General features: G+C 75.0%; 16 protein-coding genes. 10 read left to right on the top strand and 6 right to left on the bottom strand.

The window, feature by feature from the left end:
• Positions 1-80: 80 nt before the first annotated feature.
• Both O145_RS06785 and O145_RS06780 read left to right on the top strand, forming a co-directional pair.
• Positions 81-818 (top strand): ABC transporter ATP-binding protein, encoded by a 738-nt coding sequence (locus O145_RS06785; protein ID WP_043561508.1) that lies wholly within the window; start codon positions 81-83, stop codon positions 816-818.
• Positions 815-2,209, top strand: coding sequence for an FtsX-like permease family protein (locus O145_RS06780; protein WP_043561505.1), 1,395 nt, complete (start codon positions 815-817; stop codon positions 2,207-2,209). Before O145_RS06785 ends, O145_RS06780 begins: the two co-directional genes overlap by 4 nt.
• Before the next feature lie 272 nt (positions 2,210-2,481).
• Here O145_RS06780 and O145_RS18035 read toward each other — a convergent pair whose 3' ends face one another.
• Complete coding sequence (locus O145_RS18035; RefSeq protein ID WP_156966632.1) at positions 2,482-3,156, bottom strand: hypothetical protein; 675 nt, start codon at positions 3,154-3,156, stop codon at positions 2,482-2,484.
• Between the two features lie 853 nt (positions 3,157-4,009).
• Between O145_RS18035 and O145_RS06775 the strand changes: the two genes are divergently transcribed.
• From O145_RS06775 to ndk, 3 genes are all read left to right on the top strand, one after another.
• Positions 4,010-5,869 carry a bifunctional folylpolyglutamate synthase/dihydrofolate synthase gene (locus O145_RS06775; RefSeq protein WP_043561504.1) on the top strand — a complete coding sequence of 620 codons (1,860 nt, stop codon included), beginning with the start codon at positions 4,010-4,012 and terminating at the stop codon, positions 5,867-5,869.
• 143 nt (positions 5,870-6,012) lie between these two features.
• Entirely contained in the window at positions 6,013-6,696 is a 684-nt protein-coding gene (gene dhaL / locus O145_RS06770) for a dihydroxyacetone kinase subunit DhaL (RefSeq protein ID WP_043561501.1), read from the top strand.
• 128 nt (positions 6,697-6,824) lie between these two features.
• Complete coding sequence (gene ndk, locus O145_RS06765) at positions 6,825-7,259, top strand: nucleoside-diphosphate kinase (RefSeq protein WP_043561499.1); 435 nt, start codon at positions 6,825-6,827, stop codon at positions 7,257-7,259.
• Between the two features lie 134 nt (positions 7,260-7,393).
• Here ndk and O145_RS06760 read toward each other — a convergent pair whose 3' ends face one another.
• The 5 genes from O145_RS06760 to O145_RS06740 form a co-directional block, all read right to left on the bottom strand.
• Positions 7,394-8,431 (bottom strand): S41 family peptidase, encoded by a 1,038-nt coding sequence (locus O145_RS06760; RefSeq protein WP_229118404.1) that lies wholly within the window; start codon positions 8,429-8,431, stop codon positions 7,394-7,396.
• A 152-nt stretch (positions 8,432-8,583) separates the two neighbouring features.
• Complete coding sequence (locus O145_RS06755) at positions 8,584-10,335, bottom strand: hypothetical protein (protein WP_229118403.1); 1,752 nt, start codon at positions 10,333-10,335, stop codon at positions 8,584-8,586.
• Positions 10,332-11,096 carry an ABC transporter ATP-binding protein gene (locus O145_RS06750; protein WP_043561496.1) on the bottom strand — a complete coding sequence of 255 codons (765 nt, stop codon included), beginning with the start codon at positions 11,094-11,096 and terminating at the stop codon, positions 10,332-10,334. Before O145_RS06750 ends, O145_RS06755 begins: the two co-directional genes overlap by 4 nt.
• Before the next feature lie 129 nt (positions 11,097-11,225).
• Entirely contained in the window at positions 11,226-12,008 is a 783-nt protein-coding gene (locus tag O145_RS06745) for a response regulator transcription factor (RefSeq protein WP_052374787.1), read from the bottom strand.
• Positions 11,995-13,365, bottom strand: coding sequence for a sensor histidine kinase (locus tag O145_RS06740; RefSeq protein WP_084682439.1), 1,371 nt, complete (start codon positions 13,363-13,365; stop codon positions 11,995-11,997). Before O145_RS06740 ends, O145_RS06745 begins: the two co-directional genes overlap by 14 nt.
• Before the next feature lie 242 nt (positions 13,366-13,607).
• Here O145_RS06740 and O145_RS06730 point away from each other — a divergent pair, with 242 nt between their 5' ends.
• The 5 genes from O145_RS06730 to ftsY all read left to right on the top strand — a co-directional run bounded on the left by O145_RS06730 (position 13,608) and on the right by ftsY (position 21,016).
• Positions 13,608-14,720: a hypothetical protein gene (locus O145_RS06730; RefSeq protein WP_156966631.1), complete on the top strand. Its 1,113-nt coding sequence runs from the start codon at positions 13,608-13,610 to the stop codon at positions 14,718-14,720.
• The gene (locus O145_RS06725) at positions 14,713-15,405 is read left to right on the top strand and encodes an ABC transporter ATP-binding protein (protein WP_052374785.1); all 693 of its coding nucleotides are present in this window, start codon (positions 14,713-14,715) and stop codon (positions 15,403-15,405) included. Before O145_RS06730 ends, O145_RS06725 begins: the two co-directional genes overlap by 8 nt.
• Before the next feature lie 72 nt (positions 15,406-15,477).
• The gene (gene smc, locus O145_RS06720) at positions 15,478-19,179 is read left to right on the top strand and encodes a chromosome segregation protein SMC (protein WP_043561624.1); all 3,702 of its coding nucleotides are present in this window, start codon (positions 15,478-15,480) and stop codon (positions 19,177-19,179) included.
• A 145-nt stretch (positions 19,180-19,324) separates the two neighbouring features.
• The gene (locus O145_RS06715; RefSeq protein ID WP_043561486.1) at positions 19,325-19,699 is read left to right on the top strand and encodes a hypothetical protein; all 375 of its coding nucleotides are present in this window, start codon (positions 19,325-19,327) and stop codon (positions 19,697-19,699) included.
• Positions 19,700-19,855: 156 nt separating this feature from the next.
• On the top strand, positions 19,856-21,016 hold the full coding sequence (gene ftsY / locus O145_RS06710) for a signal recognition particle-docking protein FtsY (protein WP_043561484.1): 1,161 nt from the start codon (positions 19,856-19,858) through the stop codon (positions 21,014-21,016).
• Positions 21,017-21,019: the final 3 nt, after the last annotated feature.

Here is a 21,019-nt window from a genome sequence, read left to right as displayed (position 1 = left end):
GCCGGTGGTGGGGTTTTCCCCACCACGATCCGGCCGTCAGGCCCACTGCGCTCGCGGACGCACTGGGCTGACATGGGGGCATGAGACCGACCCGGGCGATCGAGGCCCATGAGCTGCGCAAATCCTTCCCAACTCCCGGCGGGAGGCCGATCGAGATCCTGCACGGCGTCACCTGCGCCATTGAGGCGGGCAGGATGACGGCCCTGGTCGGTCCCAGCGGGTCGGGCAAGTCCACCGCCCTGCTGTGCCTGGCCGGGCTTGAGCCGGCGACCTCGGGCCGGGTGGTCCTCATGGGGCGCGACCTGGGGGCGCTGCCCCCGGCGCGCGTCGCGGAGCTGTACCGCGACCAGGTCGGCTTCGTCTTCCAGGCCTACAACCTCGTGCCCTACCTGAGTGTGCGGGAGAACCTGACGATCTCCGACACCCTGGCGGGACGCAGGCCCGACCGGGCGCGCGTGCGGCAGATCCTGGCCGGGCTCGGCCTTGAGGCGCGCGCCGACGCGGTCACGGCGACGCTCTCCGGCGGGGAGCAGCAGCGCGTCGCCCTGGGGCGGGTGCTCTACCGGCGCCCGCCGGTGGTGTTCGCCGACGAGCCCACCGGGGCCCTGGACACGCGCTCGGCATCCTTCGTCCTGGCCGAGCTGCGCGGGCTCGCGGACGCGGGCGCCGCCGTCGTGCTCGTCACGCACGACCTGGGGGCCGCGGCGCTGGCGGAGACGGTGCTCATTATGCGCGACGGGGTGATCATCGGCCGCCGCCGCGGGGCCGGCCCCGACGAGCTGCTGGCTGTGGTGAACCGGACGGGGGAGGAGTCATGACGCGCTACACGCTGCGGGCCCTCGCCGCCCAGTGGCGGGCCTGGTCGGGAACCGTGGTGGTGCTGGCCCTCGCGGCGGTGCTGGTCGATGTGTGCCTGGCGCACCGGATGACCGTCACCCGCCCGGACGTCGTGGCCGCGGCCCGGGATGCGGGCGTCAGCCCGCGGGAGCTGGCCGTCCCCGGCGTCTCGATGTACTTCTACTCGGCGATGGTGGCGATCCCGGTGGTGGCCGTCGTCGGGCAGTCCTGCGTGCAGGCCCTGCGCACGAGCTGGGCCAGGTGGCGCCTGGCCGGGGCGCTGCCCCGTCAGGTGCTGGCCAGCGTGGTCGCGACCGTCGCCGTGCTCGGGGCGGTGGCCTGCGTGCCCGGCATCCTGGTCGGGCTGGCGGTGGACCAGCCCTTCGCCGAGGTGCTCACCCGCATGGCCGCGCAGCGCATGGGGCGGATCGAGGTGGCCCAGACGCCGGCGACCGCGGCGCTCACCGTCGTCTCCGTCGTCGGCATCGCCGTCATCGGGGCGATCGGGCCGGCGCGCAGCGCCGTGCGCACCCCGGCGACCGAGGCGGTCCGCACCGCCTCCCCGGTGCCGGTCCGACGACGCATGGGCGTCGTCCGGTGGGTCCTGGCCGGAGCGTGGGCGCTGGTGTGCGCCGTCCAGCTGCTCGCGGCCCTCCTGGTCCGGCCCGGGAAGAGCATCGATGGATTGCCGGACGGGGGCGGCCAGGCGATGCTGGCCGCCCTGCTGCTGGCCGTTCTGGTCGTACTGCTCGCGCCCGCACTGATTCCCGGCCTGCTGCGCGCCTGGTCGGCTCCTCTGACCCGGCTGGGAGGGCCGTGCATGATCGCCCGCCGCTCTGCGCTCTGGCGCAGCTCGCTGGCGGCGAGCGCCATCGCCCTGCTGTCCCTCGCCTTCTCCTTCGCCGCGGTCCTGGTGACCAATCTCGAGGTGGCGCGGGCGGTGATCAGGGCGGCGCACCTGCACGCCGTGCTCAGCCAGACCGACTCCCTGGTGCTGGCCTCGATCCTGGGGGCCATGGCGCTGCTCGGCGCCATCGCCGTCGTGGCCATGGCCTCCCGCTCCAGGCAGCGCGAGATCGCGGTGCTCCGCTGCGCCGGGACCACCATCGGCCGCGTGCACGCCCAGGTCGTCATCGAGGCGGGCCTGTACGTCGGGACGGCACTGATCATCTCCATCGTCCCGACCGCGGTCACCGCGGTCGGCGAGGCGCTCTTCCTCGCCAGGGCCGGACTGCCGTTCCTTCCCAGGCCGGCCGTCGGGACGCTGGCACTCGTGGCGCTGGCGTCCTTCGCGGCTCTGACCGCGGTGCTCCTGGCACCCGTGCGCCGCGCCTACCGGGCGCCGATCGGCCCGACGCTGGCCGCCGAGTGAGAACGGCCGCCCCTGACCCCGGTGCCGGTCCGCGGAGCGATCCGGTCAGTGTTTTCTGCCGCGTCGCGAGGAGCCGCTGTTGTTGCGCTGGGACCTGCGCAGGAAGATATGAAAGCCCAGGAAAGCGATGCCGAATGAAAATGCGGCTCTGGAGAGCGATACCCATGTTCCGGAAGGATTCCTTGTGAGCGCAACACTTAGTCCAGTAATGATGGCGAGGAGGTTGAAAATGACCGTCCCGGCCGTCGTGACATAGAGGATCGGTCTTCTTCTCATTGCTGGGGCACGCAGGTCAAGACACTGGGGTAGGGAATATAAACAATCGCAATTCCGGTATCCCATGAGTTGCATATCTGAGTCAGGCCCCCGTAGAAGCCCAGTACCCCGGCAATGGCTCCTGCTACTGCCGGGCCCGCTCCTGTCTCCGCGGTGATCATTCCTGCGAGGAATGTGACCGATGCGCCAGCAGCAAGAGCGCCCGATAGTCTGTCGGCTTGGCAGCTGTCCAGGAAGATGGTCGGCCAGACTGCACGCCATCCCGATCTCCCCTCACAGGAGGCGAATTCCTCCGCATAAGGTGCGAGGGCCGCTACTCGATCCCGAACTTCCGGAGGTGCTGAGTCCGGGGCTGACAACTGGCCCCCTGCGACGATGTAGCCCGCGGTGAAGTCGTCGAGCGTGGCATCTGTGATTGCCGGATCGGCCTTGGCCGCCTGGTAGTCCAGAGTGCCGTCAGCGATGTGATTCTCCAGCGCCTGCATCTCAGGGTCGGACTCAATCTGCGAGGATGCGTCCGGAGTGGGGGCGGCCTGTGTGGATGCGGGTTGCGTGGGAGGTCGGCCGTCCTGTGGTGCGGACGCGGCGAATGCTGCCGGAGCCGCTGCCGACAGGAGCAGCGCGAGGCTCGCTCCCAGTGACCCGGCCTTGAGCTTGGTGTACGTGTTCATATCGGTCTCCTCCTCGTTGCGTGATGCCTCGGTACGAGTGCCGACCGGCCTGCCGACTACGGCTAGCCATTGACAAGTATGGTGACCGCCAAGGGCGGGGGCAAGGCTTTTTCGCTATTTATGAGACCCTTTCGGGGCGACTGCCAGCGACCTCCAAGGGTATGTCGTCGAGTCGCGGGGCGCGCCCGGGCCCGAGCGGGCGCGCACGTGGAGGGGGCCGCGCTGGGCTCGGGCGGGGATCGGCCCAGTCAGCGTTTTCTGCCGCGTCGCGAGGAATCACCGTTGCGCTGGGACCTGCGCAGGTGGATGTGAAAGCCCAGGCAGACGAGGCCGCACGTAGCCGCGGTGCTGCCGAACGAGGTCCACGTTCTGGAAGGACTTCCTTCTAGTGAGACAATGATGCCTCTTAGGCTGAGAATGATGGCCAGGACGCTGAAGACGAGCGTCCCGGCCGCCGTGACATAGAGGATCGGTCTTCTTCTCATCACTTTCATCACCTGGAGATCGGCGGACCGACGCGTCCGAGGCCAGAGCGGGCTGGTCTCCTCGACTTAACGGACGAAGGCGGTCGGAATCAGGATATGTCGTGCCTGTGAACTCTTCCAGCACTGGCGCCGGCGCGCCGGTGGGCTGCGACCCGGGGCGACCAGGCGGGACGATCCCGGGCCCGCCTGCTCGACGGTGCAGCCGTTGGCGGCGAGGACGGCGGGCGAGAGCGCGTTCGCGGCACCGGCCGGTCCTCGGCGGCGGACGACGCTTCGATAGGTGATCCTGATAACTCTGCTCCTGCCAATTGACAGTTGCGGTAAGGTCTGCTGCGGTTGCCCGGTCGAACGTGCAGAAAGGCGTTGTCATGAGCGGAAGCAGGCCTCGCTCCGAGGGCGAGGACGACCGCCCCGGGGCGGCCTTCGGGATTCCCGAGGGCGCCACGGGGGAGGACGTCGTCGACGCCGTCATGGGCGCCGGCGCTGCCGGCTCCGGCGGTCCGGGCGGTATCGACCCCGGGCTGCTGCCCTACCTGGAGGCCGCCGACGGCGGGCCTGACGAGGCCGGCGGCACCGGCAGTACGCCGGCCGACGTCCGCTCCGCCGAGGCCTCGCGCCGGGCCGCCGAGGAGGAGAACCTGGAAGCCCTGCGCGAGCTCGTGGCCGCCAGCATGATCCCGGAGGGCGACCTGGAGCGCCTCGACGCCCTCCTGTCCGAGGTCGACGAGGACGAGACCGACGACTGGGAGGAGTGGGAGCCCCGGCTGCCCGACTCGCCCGCCGTCGTGCCGGACGCCGGCTCGGGCGACGAGGCCGAGCGCCACCGGGCCGACCTGCTCGCCGCCGCCCGCGCCGTCGAGGTCTCCGGGCGCATGCGCGAGGTGGAGGCCGAGATCCTCTCTCGCGCCCCCGAGCACCGCGTCCAGCCGAGCCTGGAGCGCGTGGAGGCCGTCCTCGACCTGCTCGGCAACCCCGAGCGCACCTACCGGACCGTCCACATCACCGGTACCAACGGCAAGACCTCCACCGCCCGCATGGCCGAGCGGCTCCTGGCCGCCACCGGCATGCGCACCGGCCGCTTCACCAGCCCCCACCTGGCCACCATCCGCGAGCGCATCGCCCTGGACGGCGAGCCCATCAGCGAGGAGGGCTTCATCGCCGCGTGGGAGGACGTCGCCCCCTACGTCGGCCTCGTCGACGAGCGCTCGGCGGCCGCCGGCGGGCCGCGCATGAGCTTCTTCGAGGTGCTCACCGTCATGGCCCTGGCCGCTTTCGCCGACCACCCCGTCGACGTCGCCGTCCTGGAGGTCGGCATGGGCGGGACCTGGGACTGCACCAACGTCGTGCCCGGCGACGTCGAGGTGATCGCGCCCATCGGCCTGGACCACGCCGCCTGGCTGGGGGGCACGATCGAGGAGGTCGCCGCCAACAAGGCCGGCATCATCAAGGACGGCGCCACCCTCGTCACGGCCGTCCAGCCCCCGGCGGCGCAGGAGGTCATCGCCGCGGCCGCGGCGGCCCACGGCGTTGTCTGGCGCCGCGAGCTGGACCCGGAGGACGACCCGGGCTCCCCGGACGCGGGGGTGCTGCGCGTGGTCGACCGCACCCTGGCGGTCGGCGGGCAGATGGCGACGCTGCGCACCGCCGCCGCCGTCTACGAGGACGTCTTCATCCCGCTGCACGGCGCCTACCAGGTCCGCAACGCCCTGCTGGCGCTGGCCGCCGTCGAGGCCGTCTTCGGGGGGAGGGCCCTGCCGGCCAAGATCGTCGAGGACGGCTTCGCCTCGGTCACCAGCCCCGGCCGCCTGGAGGTGCTTCGCTCCAGCCCCACCGTGGTCCTCGACGCCGGGCACAACCCCCACGGGCTGGCCGCGCTCGTGCCCGCCGTGGAGGAGACCTTCGGCTTCCGCCACCTGGTCGCCGTCGTCGGCACCATGGCGGACAAGGACGCCGAGGGAATCCTGTCGGTCCTCGAGCCGGCCTGCGACGCCGTGGTGTGCGTGCCCATCGACTCCCCGCGGGCCCTGGAGGCCGAGGACCTGGCCGTCACCGCGCGCGAGGTCTTCGGGGCCGACCGCGTCGAGGCGGCCGACACCCTGGCGCTCGGCATCGATCGTGCCGTCACCCTCTCCGAGGGCTTCGAGGACCCCCTGACCGCCTCAGGCGTCCTCATTGTCGGCTCGGTGGTGCTGGCGGCCGAGGCTCGCGCCCTGTTCGGCCGGGCCTGAGACCCTGTGACGGGTCTCGCGACGACCGGCCCCGGGGCGCCTAACAGGCGCGCCGGCGCGCGGGGTGCGAGAATTGATGCAGCGCCTCAGGCCGGCGCTGACGGGCACCGACCGGCACTGACCGGCACAGGATCAGGCGCAGAATGACAAGGAGGACCGTGACTCACGAGAAGCCGCTTGACGCCGCGTGGAGCACCGCCTGGATTCGCGATGCGGCCGCGGTTGTTGCTGAGCACCGTGACGAGCTCACGGCGCTGGACACCGCCATTGGTGATGGCGACCATGGCATTAATCTCGACCGCGGCATGCATGCGGTGGTGGCCAAGCTCGATGTCCAGGAGAACGCCGGTGACGTGTCGCTGGCGCTCGCGGGCGTGCTCAAGGCGACGGCGACCACCCTGCTGGCCACGGTCGGCGGTGCGGCCGGCCCGCTGCTGGGAACGGCTTTCCTGAAGGCGTCGCGGGTCTGCGACGTCCCCGTGCTGTCCTCCCAGGACGTCGCCACGCTCCTGAGCGCGGCGGCGGCGGGCGTGCAGGGGCGCGGCCGGGCCGAGATCGGCGACAAGACGATGCTGGACGCCTGGCACCCGGCCGCCCGTGCCGCCCGCGAGGCCGCCGACGCCGGGGCGAGCCCCATGGCGGTCCTGCAGGCCGCGGCCCTCGCCGCCGCCGACGGCGCCGACTCGACCTGCCCGATGCGGGCGCGCAGGGGCCGCGCCTCCTACCTCGGCGCGCGCTCGGTGAGCCACTGCGATCCCGGTGCGCGCTCGACCGCCCTCATCCTCGGGGCCGCCGTGCTGGCCGCCGGCGGCGGGGCGGCCGGCTAGCCGCCTGGGCGGGGCGGAGACGACGGAGGGCGCCGGGGGTTGCCAATTGAGGCGATCCCCGTCACGCTGGCGTTCTGGGCCCGTGCGAGCAGCCGCGCCCTCTGCATGATCCGCCGAAAGGACCCGCCATGACCGACGCCCCCGGCCGCATTCTCATCCTCATCAAGCCCGACGCCGTCCGACGCCGCCTGACCGGCGAGATCCTGCGCCGGATCGAGGCCAAGGGCTACGACATCGTCGCGCTCGACCGCCTGGTAGCCACCCCCGACGTGCTCGCCGAGCACTACGCCGAGCATGTCGGCAAGCCCTTCTACCCCAGTGTCGTGGAGTACATGACCAGCGGGCCGCTGGTCTCCGTCGTCGTCGAGGGGCACCGGGTGGTCGAGGGGCTGCGCTCCCTCATCGGGGCCACCGACCCGACCGCCGCGGCCCCCGGGACCATCCGCGGCGACCTGGGCCGTGACTGGGGCGGGGAGTCGATGATGAACCTCGTCCACGGCTCGGACTCGCCGGAGTCCGCCGAGCGCGAGATCTCCATCTGGTTCCCCCACCTCACCTTCTGATCACCTTCTGACCCGGGCCCCGGGCGGCCCGGCCTGCACGGTGCCGACGGGCCGCCCGCGGCTGTGTGCGGGCAACCCTGCGGCACCGTCGTGCCACGCGGCTCGGCCGGACCGATCTCGACGGGGGCGGCCGGTCAGGGCCGGGAGGCGATCCACGCGGTCGCGGCCTCGGGCGCCCCCTGGCGCGGGGTCTCGACGTCGGGGGCGATCGGCTCCTCTCCGAAGCCCTCGCCGGTGCGCGCCTGCGAGGTGCCGATTGTGAGCACCATGGTGCGACCCGTGTACAGCGGGAAGGTCTGGTTGACCGAGGCGTAGCCCGCCGTCGCCTGGCCGAAGACCCGGGTGTTGTCCAGCCCGCGGAAGGCGAGAAGCGCCTGCTCGCCCGAGGAGGCGGTCGTCTGCGAGGTCAGCACGGCCACGGGCACGTCGAGCTTGTCGCGCTGCCCCACCGAGGTCGGACTGCCGCCTCCCTTAATCGCGCCATCCTTCAGAGTGACGTCGCTGGTGCGTCCCTGGCTCACGAAGGAGGTGATCACCCCGTCGGGCAGCAGAGGGGACAGCCCGGCGAGCATCGGGCCCATGTCCCCGCCGTCGTTGTCCCGCAGGTCCACCACCACGCCGCACACGCCCTCGGCGCCCAGCGCGTCCGCCAGGGTGGTGGCATACTCCTTCCCCTGCTCCGCCGTCCCCATGAAGGCCGGGACCGTCACGGTCAGCACGCAGCCGTCCATGGAGGACGTCGGCGCCGTGTAGGAGTCGATCGAGCTCTGGAGGTCTGCGGCGTCCATGATGAAGGAGTGCCTGCCACCGGCGACCTTGATGGCGTCGGCCAGGATGTCGTCGACTTCGTCGTGGGTGGCGGCCTCCTTGATCCGCCCGGCGGCGTCGGCGCGCGCCGTCTCCCACTCCTGGCCGGTGGCGTGGAGACCCGAGTCCATGAGCCCCAGGACGGCTGACCCATAGGACTGGGGGCTCGGGGCAGGCCACCAGATGCCGAAGGCGGGGCCGATGGAGTGGATCAGCCAGGCACCGCCGGCGGCGCCGACCACCACGAGGGCCGAGACGACCGCGGCGACGATCGTGAGGGTCCGGTGGCGACGCTGGCCTGGTACCGGCTCAGATGCGGGATCGGTCTGGGGCGCTTCGGCGGGCCCGTCTGCGGGAGTGCTCATGGCTCTATGGTGGCCGCGGCGGGCGGGTGCGCGGATCGGACGTGGGAGGTGATGCGCCCTCCGTCTCAAGGCGGAGGGCGCATCGCGCTCCTCATTCTCGATGATGACTACTGCGGCTTCTGCGGACTTCTGCGCTGGGCGCTCACGGTGCCTCACTCGCCGTCCCGCATGGCCACCCGCCGTCCCGAGGCCGCGCTCACGGCGAGCGCCGCAAGAGCCAGGAGGAGGCTCAGGCCGACGACGGCGAGCCACCGGCCCGGATACGAGCCGGCAACCGAGGCCCACCCCCAGGGGGCGGACAGCCACAGCCCGGGTGCGCTCACGAGAATCTCGTTGCCCGCGATGACGAGTCCTGCGAGCAGGCCGATCGCCGTGACGGCGATCGATGCAGCCAGGCCGGCGGTCTGGGCGAGGACGTAGGCGGCGGCCATGAGCATGAGGGCCACGAACGGGATGGTCGCGGCGATGTAGACCTCCCCGGCCACGGCCGGCAGGTTAGGGTCCGACCCGGTGGGGAACAGCTCTGCCCCGGCGGCGCCCGTGCCCCAGGCGGCCAGGAGCACCGCGGTCAGGAACCCCCAGGCGGGCAGGAGCGCCGCGCACGTCGCCCGGGTCGGTGTGGTGCGCGTCAGCAGGCCCCGCCACGCCCCGCGCAGGCTCGTCCAGGTGGTGACGCCGACGACCGCGGCCGTGATCGGTACCCCGGCCAGGGCGACCAGGGAGACGGCGGCGGAGGTGGAGTACGTGGCCCGGACCAGGGCGATCAGGCCCAGCAGCGGGAGGGTCAGCACCGCCCAGGTCCGCCAGGGCAGGACGGGTGCCAGGGCGCCCGCGGCGCTGCGGCGCCCGCCCCCGACCGCGGTCACCTGCGCCGGCAGGGGAACGGCGCGGCCGGTCCCGGGCCGTGCCGGTGCGGCGGTCCGGCCCGGAGCCTGCCGGGCCGCTGTCGGGAGCGCCTCGGGGGACGCGGCCGTCCCGGTGCGCGTGCCGGCGACGTCGTCGGAGGCCCGGTGCCCGGCGCCCGCGCGCCGGGTGGGCCGGGCGAGGCGGGGGCGCCGTCCGGCGGTGGCGAGGACGACGGCGAGCCCGGCCGCCGCGATGAGGCTCTGCAGGAGCATCCCGGGCCAGAAGGGGTAGGACCAGGCGGCGTCGCCCGGCTCCAGGTTGACCGAGTTGCCGTGGACGCCCAGCAGCGGGAGCGTCGTGCGGATCATCCAGGTCCAGGGCTCGACCAGCCACGTCGGCCCCTCGGCGCGCATGGCACCGGCGACCGACCAGATGACGCCGACCACCGGGGCCAGGCCGACGGCGACCCCGCCGATGAGGCGGGCCAGCGCCAGCCCCCACAGGCTCGCCCCGGTCACCGAGACCCACATGAGCACGGCGAAGCGGAGGTAGCTCGCGACCGGGCCCCATCCCGCCCCGGACGCCAGCCCGTAGCCGACGACGGGCACGAGCAGCCCCGCCTGGCACGCCAGCGCCGACAGGGCCGCCACCGCCGCGCGCGCCGCCGCCACCCGGCGCGGGGAGACTGCGCGCCAGGCGGTCCCGCCCTCGCGGACCCGCTGCTCGCGCCACTGCGCCATGGCGCCGACGAGCGCCCCGAGGGTCAGGGCGAAGAAGTCCGGGTAGAAGGACAGCCAGGCCAGGATGTTGCCTGCCCAGCGCCCCTCGTCCGTGACCAGCCCGGCGGACGTCAGGGAGTGGGACAGGTTGATCGACCAGGCCGCGATGAACAGGGTGACGCAGGTGGCGCCCCAGGTGAAGGTCCGGCGCGACCGGAGCAGCTCGGCGCGCAGGAGGGCGGGCCGCGCGGCCCTGGAACGGCTCGCGCGGCCGGTCGGGGACCCGGGGGGAGCGGCGGGGAGCGGGGCGGGGTAGGCGGCGGCGTTCGCGGGGCTCATGCGGCGGCCCTCCTCCCGGTGACCAGGGCCAGGTAGGCGGCCTCGAGACCGGGGCCGTCGTCGGGGTGGGCGAGCCCGGACAGCGGGCCCTCGTAGGCCAGGCGGCCCGCCACCAGGACGCCGACGTCGTCGGCCATGCGCGCCATCTCGCCCAGCTGGTGGCTGGAGACGACCACCGTGCGCCCGGCGTCGGCCAGCGCCCGCAGCAGGTCGCGCAGCTCGATAATGCCCTGGGGGTCCAGGCCGTTCTGCGGCTCGTCGAGGATGAGGACCTCGGGGTCGGTCAGCAGCGCCATCGCCAGCGCCAGGCGCACCTTCATGCCGGTCGAGAAGGACCCGGCGCGCTTGCGCCCGGCCCCGCCCAGGCCCACGTGCTCCAGGAGCGGGGCGATCGCGGCCGGGTCGGTGCCGGTCAGGCGGGCGTGCACGAGCAGGTTGCGGCGGGCCGACAGCTGGGGGAAGAGCGCCGGGCCGTTGAGCGAGGCGCCCACGTGCTCCAGGGACCGCCGGGACCACGGCCGGTCCAGGATCCGGACGTCGCCGGCGTCCGGGGGCGTCAGGCCGAGCGCGATCGCGAGCGTGGTCGACTTGCCGGCGCCGTTGGGGCCCAGCAGGGCGTAGACGCGTCCCGGGAGGGCGGTCAGGCTCAGGCCGTTCAGGACCCTCTGGGGGCCGAAGGACTTGACGATACCCGTCATGCGCAGGCCGGTCGGAGGCGCTGCGGGGGCGGTGGGAGGTGCGGCTGGGGCTGTGCGTGTCATGGTCTCAGCATCCGCGGCGGCGGCGCTCGGCGGATCCCCCGTGGGGACACGGCCGGGCCGAGCCGTCCGCCGGGTCCTCCTCCCCAGGGGGGAGCCGGGCCCGGCCGGGCTGCAGGGAACGACCAGGGCTCAGCGCGCCGCCGCCAGGCGGTGGCGGAAGGCGTGGACGATGAGCTCGACCCGGTTGCGGCAGCCGGTCTTGGCCAGGAGCGCCTTGACGTGGGTCTTGACGGTCGACTCCGCCAGGTGAAGCCGGCCGCCGATCTCGGCATTGGGCAGTCCCTCGCACACCAGCGACAGCACGTCGCGCTCGCGGCCGGTCAGCGGCTCGAACAGGCCGCTCGTCCGCCTTCTGCCGTCGTCGGGGGCGCCCGGGGCGGGAGGGTCCGGCTCCCGGTCCGGCCCGGGCCCGGCTGCGGCACCGGGCGCGGCCCGCCCCTCGGCGGCGCCGAGATGCGACAGGACCGTGCCGGTGACGGCCGGGTCGAGCCAGGCCCCTCCGCGCGCCACCGTGCGCACGGCCTCGAGCAGGACCCGGGGCGAGGCGTCCTTGAGGAGGAAGCCGTTGGCGCCCGCCCGCAGCGCGGCCAGGACGAGCTCGTCGTCGTCGAAGGTGGTCAGCACCAGCACCGGGGTGCGCCGCAGCGCCTCCTCGCCGCGCATGGCCCGGATCGCGGCGACGCCGTCCATGACCGGCATGCGGATGTCCATCAGGACGACGTCGGCGGGTGCGCCGCCGTGCGCCCGCGAGCGCAGCAGGGCCAGGGCGGCGGCGCCGTCGGCGGCGGTCCCGGCGACCTCCACGTCCGGCTGGGCGCTCAGGAGCATCTCGAAGGCGGAGACGAGCAGCGCCTGGTCGTCGACGACGACGGTGCGCCACGGCGCCCGGCCGCCCGGCTCAGAAGTGCTCACGGTGGTCCTCCTGCCTCTCGCTCTCGGCGGTACCGGAAGCGTCCGGGGCGCCGCCGGCGGCTACCGGCAGGCTCACCGCCAGGCGGAATCCGGGGGCGCCGTCGAGCTCGCGCGACCCGGCCTCCATGGTTCCGCCCGTCAGACGGATGCGCTCGCCCAGGCCCGCCAGCCCGCTGCCGGCGGCCTCCTCCCGGCCGGAGCGCGCCACCGGGTTGGTGATGAGGACGGTGCACCGGCCGCGGGCAATCTCCATGCGCAGGGCGGCGGCGCCGGCCCCGTGGCGCAGGGCGTTGGTCAGCCCCTCCTGGACGGCGCGCAGCACGGTCAGCCGCTGGAGGAGGGACCAGGAGCCGTTGGCGCGCGCCAGCTCGGCGGGGTCCGGGAGGTCGGCCTCCAGGGCCAGTCCGGCGGCCACGGCCGCGCCCACGGCCCGGTCGATGCCGTCCAGATCGGCGGGCGGCACGGCGTCGCCGGAGCTGCCCCGCAGCGCCCGCACCAGGTCGCGCACCTCCTCCAGGCTGGCCGCGGCCGTCCGCTCGATCGCGCAGAGCGTCGCGGCCAGCGCCTGCGCCTGCCCCACCGCCAGGGCGGTGGCGGCCTGCACCTTGATCGCCGTCAGGCTGTGGCCCAGGAGGTCGTGGAGCTCGCGCGCCAGCTCCAGCCGCTCGGACGCCGCCGCGGCCGCCCGCTCCCGGGCGAGCTGGCGCAGACGCTCCTCGGCCAGGCGGCGGCGGCGCCACGCGTCGCCGACCACCAGCAGCACGGCGAGCACGATGAGGGCCGTGAACGCGGTGCACACGGCCAGGGCCGCCATGGGGTCCCGGGGCTGCACGACCACCTCCCAGGCGGAGCGGCTGCGGCCGATCATGGTCATGGTGACGGGGTTGACGACCGCCCCCACGAGGGCCGCGCCCAGGGCCGCCCGCCCCCAGCGGCGGTCCGGGCACCAGCGGGCGACGGCGTGCAGGCTCGTCAGGGCGGTCAGCGTCAGGGGAGACAGGCCGAGCAGCACGGGCGACAGGCAGGTCAGCAGCGCGTAGAGGGCCAGCGCGACGGCGGTGACGATGAAGGAGACGCGCACCATGCGCCGCCGCAGCGGCTGGGCCGCGGCGATCACGACCGCCAGGGCGATGTCCGCGACGTAGACCGCGTGGATGCCGAAACGGTCGATGAAGGACAGGTCCGACCACGCGATGAGGAGGCAGGCGGCGCCCAGCAGGACGTCGGTCAGCGGCAGGGACCAGGTCGCGTCGCGCGGGCCGAGCATCTGGGCGGCCGCGCGCCAGTCGGTCGCCGCGGCCGTGATCCGGGTCTCGTCCGGGCGCACGACGGACGCTCCGCTGCGGTCGTCCGTCATGACTCTGCCTCCTGTCCGGCTGCCTGTGAGCTCCCAGGGCCCCAAGTGTAGGGAGACTGTGCCACAATCCGGGACGAACGCGGGCCGGCGCGCTCGCGCCGCCGGGAGGAACCGTGCGATTCCAGCGGTTCTCCGGGGCCCTGACGGCGAGTGGGGCGCGTTCGTCCCGGATTGTGGCACAAACGCGGAAGTGGGGTAGGCGGATGCTCGCAACGCACCGCTCATCGCGGGGCTCGCAGGACGTGGCAGCCCCGCCCCGCCGTCACCGTGAGGGGCGCTGGTGGTCCGCCTACCTGCGCGGGATGCTCGGGCAGGGACTCGCGCTCGACCTGCTGGGCCGCCGGAGCCTGGTGATCGCGGCCGCCCTGCCGCTCGGCCTTCTCGGCGCCACGGTCCTGACCGGGCGCCTGCCGGCGGTCCCGGCGCCCCTGACGGTCCCGGCCCTTGTCCTGACCGGCGTCGCGCTCGCGCTGGCGGTCCTGGAGGCGTTCGGGCGCGACCACCCGACGGGCGAGCGCGAGCACCTGCGGGTCCTGGGGCTCACGCGCACCGGCGAGGCCGGGATGCTGGCCCTGGAGGCCCTTCCCGCGGCCCTGTCGGGCGCCGCCTGCACCGCGGCCGTTCTCGACGGCGCCCTGAGCGCTCCCGCGCGGGCGCTCGCCGCGGTCTCGGTCCTGCTGCTCGTCCCCGCAGCGGCCATCTGGCTGGCAGTGCCCCTGGCAGCGGCGGGCTCCCTGCCCCGAGGGTTCCCCGGCCCGGGGGCGCTCCCCGCGGCCCGCCTGCGCTGCCCGACCGGCCGCACCGGCGCCCTCGCCTTCGCCTACGCGACCGGGTCGAGCCCGCTGCGCCTGTGGGGCGGGACGGCGGTGATCACCTTCTGCGGCGCGGCCCTCGTCCGGGCCGGCGCGGGCCCCGCCCCCGCCGTCTGGCTCACCGGCTGCTGGCTCGCGGCGGGCGTCGCCCTGGAGCTGTGCCGCGTGGAGGAGGGGCCCGGCTGGGCGCGGGTCGCCGCCGTCGGCCAGGTGGGCCGGGCGGACCGCCTGCGGGCCAGGACCGTCGTCGCCACCGGCATTCTCGCGGCGTGCCTGCTGGTTCTGACGCTTCTCGCGCTGGGAGCCGCGCAGCGGCCCAGCGGCTCGCAGGCGCTCGCGGCCGGTGCCGCGGCCCTGTACGTCGCCGTCCTCCAGGTCGCAGTCGAGGCCGTGGTCGTGCGCCTGACCGGGACCCGCCGGCTGCTCGCGGCCGAGGAGATCCTCCTGGCCCTCCTCGCCTTCGTCCCCGTCGTGCCGCTGGTCGGCCTCATCGTGCCGGCCCTGCCCTCGTGGCGCCCCGACAGGAGGGCCCGGCGTGCGTGATCTGCTCCAGGTCAGGGGCCTGACCCGCCGCTACCGCGGCCGCGGCGGCGTCGGGCCGGTCGACCTGGGCGTCGGGGCCGGCGAGGCGGTCGCCGTCGTCGGTCCCAACGGCGCGGGCAAGACGACCCTCTTCCGCGTCCTGGCGGGCCTGGAGCGCCCCGAGGCGGGGACGGTGCGCGTGGGCGGGGCCGTGGGCAGCCGCGTGCCCGCCGCCGACCTCGGCTTCCTGCCCGAGGAGGCCGCCGACCTGCCCCGCCTCACGCCCCGCCAGGCCTGCCGCCTCGACGCCGCCCTGAGGGGCCTGGAGCTCGCCGACGCCCAGATCGACGCCCAGCTCGGGCGCCTGGGCGCGGCGGGCTTCGCGGACACGCCCACCCGCCGCCTGTCCCAGGGCATGGCCAAGCGCTCCGCGATCGCCCGCGCCCTGCTGGGCGAGCCGGACGTCGTCGTCCTCGACGAGCCCCTCAACGCCCTGGATGTCGCCACCGTCATCGCCCTGAAGGAGGAGCTGCGCAGGTGCCGCGAGCGCGGCGCGGCCGTCCTGCTGTCCAGCCACGTCCTCGACCTGGTCGACGAGTCCTGCAGCCGGGTCGTCCTGCTCAACCGCGGCCGCGTGGTCGAGACCGTCGACGTCACCGGGGGCCGCGGCACGGCCGAGCGCGCCTACCGGCGGCTGTTCGGCTGACCGGGCCCGCCACACCGCAGGCGCGGGTGCGCCGCCCCCGGCGGGCCCGGCAGCGGCGCTATCGTGGGCGTCGTGCACCTCAAGACGTTGACGCTCAAGGGCTTCAAGTCCTTCGCCTCGTCGACGACCCTGCGCCTGGAGCCCGGCATCACCGCGGTGGTGGGCCCCAACGGCAGCGGCAAGTCCAACGTGGTGGACGCCCTGACCTGGGTCATGGGGGAGCAGGGCGCCAAGAACCTGCGCGGCGGCTCCATGGCCGACGTCATCTTCGCCGGGGCCGGGTCCCGCCCGGCGCTGGGGCGCGCCGAGGTCTCCCTGACCATCGACAACGCCGACGGCGCCCTGCCGATCGACTACACCGAGGTCACCATCTCCCGCACCCTGTTCCGCGGCGGCGGCTCGGAGTACCGGATCAACGGCACCGCCTGCCGCCTCCTGGACGTCCAGGAGCTGCTCTCCGACACCGGCCTGGGCCGTCAGATGCACGTGGTCGTCGGGCAGGGCCGGCTCGACGCCGTCCTGAGCGCCACGCCGGAGGACCGGCGCGGGTTCATCGAGGAGGCCGCCGGCGTCCTCAAGCACCGCCGCCGCAAGGAGCGGGCCCTGCGCAAGCTCGACTCCATGGCGGCCGACCTGGCCCGCCTGACGGACCTGACGACCGAGCTGCGCCGCCAGCTCGGGCCGCTCGCCCGCCAGGCCGCCGTGGCGCGCCGCGCCCGCACCATCCAGGTCGAGGTCCGCGACGCCACCGCCCGCCTCCTGGCCGACGACGTCGTCCAGACCCAGGCCCTCCTCCAGGCCGGGGACGCGGACAAGACCCTCCTGGACCGCCGCCGGGCCGCCGTGGAGGAGGCCGAGCGCGCCGCCCGCTCCCGAGCGGCCGAGCTCGCGGCCGTGGAGACCACCTCCACGCAGCGCCTGGCGCGCGCCACCGACGTCTGGGAGGAGCTCACCGCCGCCGCCCAGTCGCTGAGCGCGCTGGCCGACGTCGCCGCCGAGCGCGTCCGCGGCCTCGCCTCCGCCCCCCAGCCCGCCCGGGGCGCCGACCCCGACGAGCTCGACCGCCGCGCCGAGACCGCCGCGGTCGAGGAGGCCGAGCTGGTCGCCGCCATCGAGGCCGCCCGCTCCGCCCTGGACGAGGCGACCCGGGGGCGCGCCGACGCCGAGGCCGCCGAGGCCACCGCCGAGCGGGCCCTGTCCCATCTCCAGCGCCGCGCCGCCGACCGCCGCGAGTCCCTGGCCCGCGCCGGCGGCCGGGTGGCCTCCGCCCGCTCCCGCCACGAGGCCGCCCTGGCTGCCCGCGAGCAGGCCCGCGCCGCGCTGGCGGCCGCCGAGCGGCGCGCGCAGGCCGCGCGGGCCGCCCTGGCCGAGTCCCCTGAGTCGGCCGAGTCCGCCGGGCGCGCCCGCCCCGACGGGCCCGGCGCCGCCGCCGGGAGGCTGGACGAGCGGCAGGCCCGGGCCGCCGCGGCCCACGAGAGGGCCACCGCCGCTCTGGCCGACGCCCGCCACGCCGTCGCCGCTGCCACCGACGCCCGCCGCGAGGCCGCCTCCGACCGCGCCACCTGGACGGCGCGCCGCGACACCCTGGCCCTGTCCCTGAGCGCGCAGGACGCCACCGGCGCCCTGACCGAGGCGGGCCTGCCCGGCGTGCTCGGCCCCCTCAGCGAGGCCGTGAGCATTGAGCGCGGCTGGGAGAACGCCGTCGCCGCCCTCCTTGGGGAGCTGGCCGGGGCCGCCCTGGTGGAGGGGACCGGGGCGGCCCTGGCCGCCATGACCCACGTGCGCGAGACCGACGGCGGCGCCCTGCGCCTGGTGCTCCTCCAGGACCCGGAGGCGGGCGGGGACGCTGTCGAGGGCTCTGGGAGCGCCGGGCGCTCCGGAGGCGCTGAGGACCCGGCCCCGCCCCTGGACGGCGTGCGCGCCGCCACGGACCTGGTGTCCGCCGACGGGCCGGGACTCGGCGCCGCGCTGGGACGGATCCTCGCCGGCGCCCGGGTCGCCCCGGACCTGGAGACGGCCCGCGCCGTGCGCGAGGCGCTGCCGGGCGCCGTCGTCGCCACCCGGGACGGGGAGGTCCTCGCACCCGCCTGGGCGACGTCGGCCGGGCGCGGCACCTCCTCCGTCCTGGAGCTGGCGGCCGCCCACGAGGAGGCCTCCGCCGAGGCCGACGCCGCCGCGCAGGCCGAGACCGGGGCCGACGCCGCCCTGGAGGCGGCCCGCGTCCGCGAGGAGGCCGCCCGCAGGGCCGTCGGCGAGGCCCTGTCGGCCCTGCGCGCGGCCGATGCCGAGGCCGCCCGCGCCGCCGAGGCGCTGGCCCGCCTGACCTCCGCCGCCCACGCCGCGGAGGAGGAGGCCGGGCGCGCCCGCCGCGTGCTGGAGCGCGCCGAGGACGAGTCGGCCCGGCGCACCACCGAGCTCGCCGCGGCCGCCGCCGCCCTGGCCGAGATCGAGTCCGGTCGGTCGGGCGGGGGCGAGGGGGACGACCTCGACGCCGCCGTGGAGACGGCCCGGGGGCGGAGAGAGGAGGCGGTCGCCGCGGCCCGGCGGGCGCGCGCCGACGAGACCGAGGCCCGTCTGGCGCTGCGCACCGCCGAGGAGCGCGAGCACTCGGGGCGAGGGCGCGCGGACTCCCTGCGCGCCGCCGCCCGCCACGAGCGCGAGGCGCGCGCCGCCGCCGAGCGGGCCCGGGCGCGCCGCGCCGCCCAGCTGACCATTGCGGCCCACGTGCGCGACCAGGCGCGCGCCGCGGTCGAGACCGCCCGCGCCTGGATCGGCGAGGCCCAGGGCGAGCGCACCCGCATCGAGGCCGAGCGGGCGGAGGCGAGCGCGGCGACCGGCGAGGTCCGCGCCGAGCTGGACGACCTGGGCGCGCAGATGACCCGCCTGACCGACGCCGCCCACCGCGACGAGGTCGCCCGCACCGAGCAGCGCATGCGCCTGCAGTCCCTGGCCGAGCGGGCCATGAACGAGCTCGGGCTGGAGCTGGAGCCGCTCGTGGAGGACTACGGTCCCCACGTGCTCGTGCCCGCCGTGACCGAGGAGGGCGCGGGCGGGGCCGGCGAGGACGGCGCCGCCGCGGGGGAGGGGGCCGCCGCCCGGGGCCGCCCGTACGTGCGCGCCGAGCAGGAGAGGCGGCTGGCGCGGGCCGGCCGGGACCTGAAGCGCCTGGGCAGGGTCAACCCGCTGGCCCTGGAGGAGCACGCCGCCCTGGAGCAGCGCCACAAGTTCCTGGCCGAGCAGCTGGCGGACCTCAAGGCGTCGCGCAACGACCTGCTGCGCATCGTCGAGGAGATCGACGCCCGAGTCCAGGAGGTCTTCGCCCGGGCCTACGAGGACACGGCCCGCCAGTTCGCCGAGGTCTTCGACCGCCTCTTCCCCGGGGGCGAGGGGCGCCTGGTGCTCACCGACCCCGGCGACATGCTGACCACGGGCATCGAGATCGAGGCGCGGCCCGCGGGCAAGAAGGTCAAGCGGCTCTCGCTGCTGTCCGGCGGCGAGCGGTCGCTGGCCGCGGTGGCGCTGCTCATCGCGATCTTCAAGGCGAGGCCCTCGCCGTTCTACGTCATGGACGAGGTCGAGGCGGCCCTGGACGACACGAACCTGGGGCGCCTGCTGGAGATCTTCACCGAGCTGCGGGCCTCCAGCCAGCTCATCATCATCACCCACCAGAAGCGCACCATGGAGGTGGCCGACGCCCTGTACGGCATCAGCATGCGCGACGGCATCACCAAGGCCGTCTCCCAGCGGCTCGTCCACGAGGCGGAGCCGGCCTGAGCGTGTGACGAAAGTCAGAACAAACGCGGCGCGGCCGCTACCCGGCGCCATCCCGCGCCCCGGCGGCGCTCGCGGCCGCGCCGGCCCGCGACACGTGTCGGGTACCTCAGTGTAGGTACGACGTATGTAGGGGACAATTAGACGCATGGGTGACCTGATCGTTCCTCTACTCGTCGTCGTCATCGCCGCCTTGGCGGTTATCGGATTCTTCATTGTCAGCCGCTACCCCGTGTCCACCTGGCGGGCCGGACTTCGTGACCTCAGCGAGGTGGCCCGCGAGAAGGAGGAGCCCGTCGAGATCGTCCCCCAGGACGTGCACCTGGACGACCTCATGACTCGTGACGGGCCCTCGGTCTACACCCGCACCGACGCCTTCCCCGGCCTGGTCGGCGCCGTTGAGAAGGCGATGACCAAGGCCGAGGGGACCACCGCGGTGGTGCGCCGTGCGCGCGCCGAGGCGTCCGCCGGCCACAAGCCCGCGTCATCGACCGCGCCCAACGGGCGGCTCTCGGTGTCCTGAGGGCTGGCGCTGCGCCGGTTCCGGAGCACCCGGACCGGCGCAGCGCCGTGCGTACCGGCTGTCTGCCGCTCTGCCGCTGGCCCGGCGGCGTCCCGCCGGCGGGCTCACGGGGCGCAAGTCGCTGCCCGCGCCGACGCGATCGGGCATGATGGGGCCATGGAACCCTGGATGATCGTTCTCGCCGTCATCGTCGTGGTCGCCGTGATAGGCGGCATCTGGTTCGTCGCGGGCCGCCGTGGCGACGAGCCGGCGCCCCCCGAGATCAGCGCCCACAAGCCCACCACGGTCGACGACGTCCTCCCCGCTCCGCCGGACGAGCAGGAGGAGGGCGCCGAGGCCCCCCGGGTGGCGACGCTCGAGCGGCCTGAGTCCATCCCCGGGCGCATGCAGCGCCTGCGGGCGCGCCTGGCCGGCTCCGGCGGCTTCGGGCGCGCCGTCCTGTCGGTCCTGTCGCGCGGCGACCTGACCGAGGCCGACTGGGAGGAGATCGAGGACACCCTGCTGACCTCGGACCTCGGCATCGAGGTCACCACCGCCCTCATGGACGAGCTGCGCACCCAGGCCAAGGTCCTGGACACCTCCGACCCCGCCGCCGTCCGCGCCGTCCTGCGCGCCGAGCTGCTCGCCCTGGTCGACCCGGACATGGACCGCACCCTGACCCTGACCCGCCCCGCCCCCGCCGAGGGCTGGGACGCGGCCAGGGGCGAGCCGGCCGCCGCCGTCCTCATGGTGGGCGTCAACGGGACCGGCAAGACCACCACCTGCGGCAAGCTCGCCCGCGTCCTGCTCGCCCAGGACCGCACGGTCCTCATGGGCGCGGCCGACACCTTCCGCGCCGCGGCCGCCGACCAGCTGACCACCTGGGGCCGGCGCGTGGGCGTGGAGGTGGTGCGCTCCGACAAGGAGGGCGCCGACCCGGCCTCGGTGGCCTACGACGCCGCCCAGGAGGCCGCGCGCACCGGTGTCGACGTCGTCCTGGTGGATACCGCCGGGCGCCTGCAGAACAAGGCCGGCCTCATGGACGAGCTGGGCAAGATCAAGCGCGTCATGGGCAAGATCGCCCCCGTGGGCGAGGTCCTGCTGGTCCTGGACGCCACCACCGGCCAGAACGGCATGCGTCAGGCGCAGGTCTTCTCCGAGGCCGTGGGCATCACCGGGATCGTGCTGACCAAGATGGACGGCACCGCCAAGGGCGGCATTGTGGTCACCGTCCAGAAGGAGCTGGGCGTGCCCGTCAAGCTCGTCGGGCTCGGGGAGGGGGCGGACGACCTGGCGCCCTTCGACCCCGAGGGCTTCGTGGACGCCCTGCTCGGCTGACCG

Origin of the sequence: Actinomyces israelii DSM 43320 (assembly GCF_000711965.1) — a bacterium.
Taxonomy (GTDB): domain Bacteria; phylum Actinomycetota; class Actinomycetes; order Actinomycetales; family Actinomycetaceae; genus Actinomyces; species Actinomyces israelii.
The sequence above is the reverse complement of the archived record's forward strand: the minus strand, read 5'-3'. Positions and strand labels throughout refer to the sequence as shown.

Bases quoted from the DNA above. Each gene is read 5' to 3' on its own strand.
- O145_RS06785 (WP_043561508.1), top strand. From the start codon at position 81: ATGAGACCGACCCGGGCGATCGAGGCCCATGAGCTGCGCAAATCCTTC.
- O145_RS06780 (WP_043561505.1), top strand. From the start codon at position 815: ATGACGCGCTACACGCTGCGGGCCCTCGCCGCCCAGTGGCGGGCCTGG.
- O145_RS18035 (WP_156966632.1), bottom strand. From the start codon at position 3,156: ATGAACACGTACACCAAGCTCAAGGCCGGGTCACTGGGAGCGAGCCTC.
- O145_RS06775 (WP_043561504.1), top strand. From the start codon at position 4,010: ATGAGCGGAAGCAGGCCTCGCTCCGAGGGCGAGGACGACCGCCCCGGG.
- dhaL (WP_043561501.1), top strand. From the start codon at position 6,013: ATGACAAGGAGGACCGTGACTCACGAGAAGCCGCTTGACGCCGCGTGG.
- ndk (WP_043561499.1), top strand. From the start codon at position 6,825: ATGACCGACGCCCCCGGCCGCATTCTCATCCTCATCAAGCCCGACGCC.
- O145_RS06760 (WP_229118404.1), bottom strand. From the start codon at position 8,431: ATGAGCACTCCCGCAGACGGGCCCGCCGAAGCGCCCCAGACCGATCCC.
- O145_RS06755 (WP_229118403.1), bottom strand. From the start codon at position 10,335: ATGAGCCCCGCGAACGCCGCCGCCTACCCCGCCCCGCTCCCCGCCGCT.
- O145_RS06750 (WP_043561496.1), bottom strand. From the start codon at position 11,096: ATGACACGCACAGCCCCAGCCGCACCTCCCACCGCCCCCGCAGCGCCT.
- O145_RS06740 (WP_084682439.1), bottom strand. From the start codon at position 13,365: ATGACGGACGACCGCAGCGGAGCGTCCGTCGTGCGCCCGGACGAGACC.
- O145_RS06715 (WP_043561486.1), top strand. From the start codon at position 19,325: ATGGGTGACCTGATCGTTCCTCTACTCGTCGTCGTCATCGCCGCCTTG.
- ftsY (WP_043561484.1), top strand. From the start codon at position 19,856: ATGGAACCCTGGATGATCGTTCTCGCCGTCATCGTCGTGGTCGCCGTG.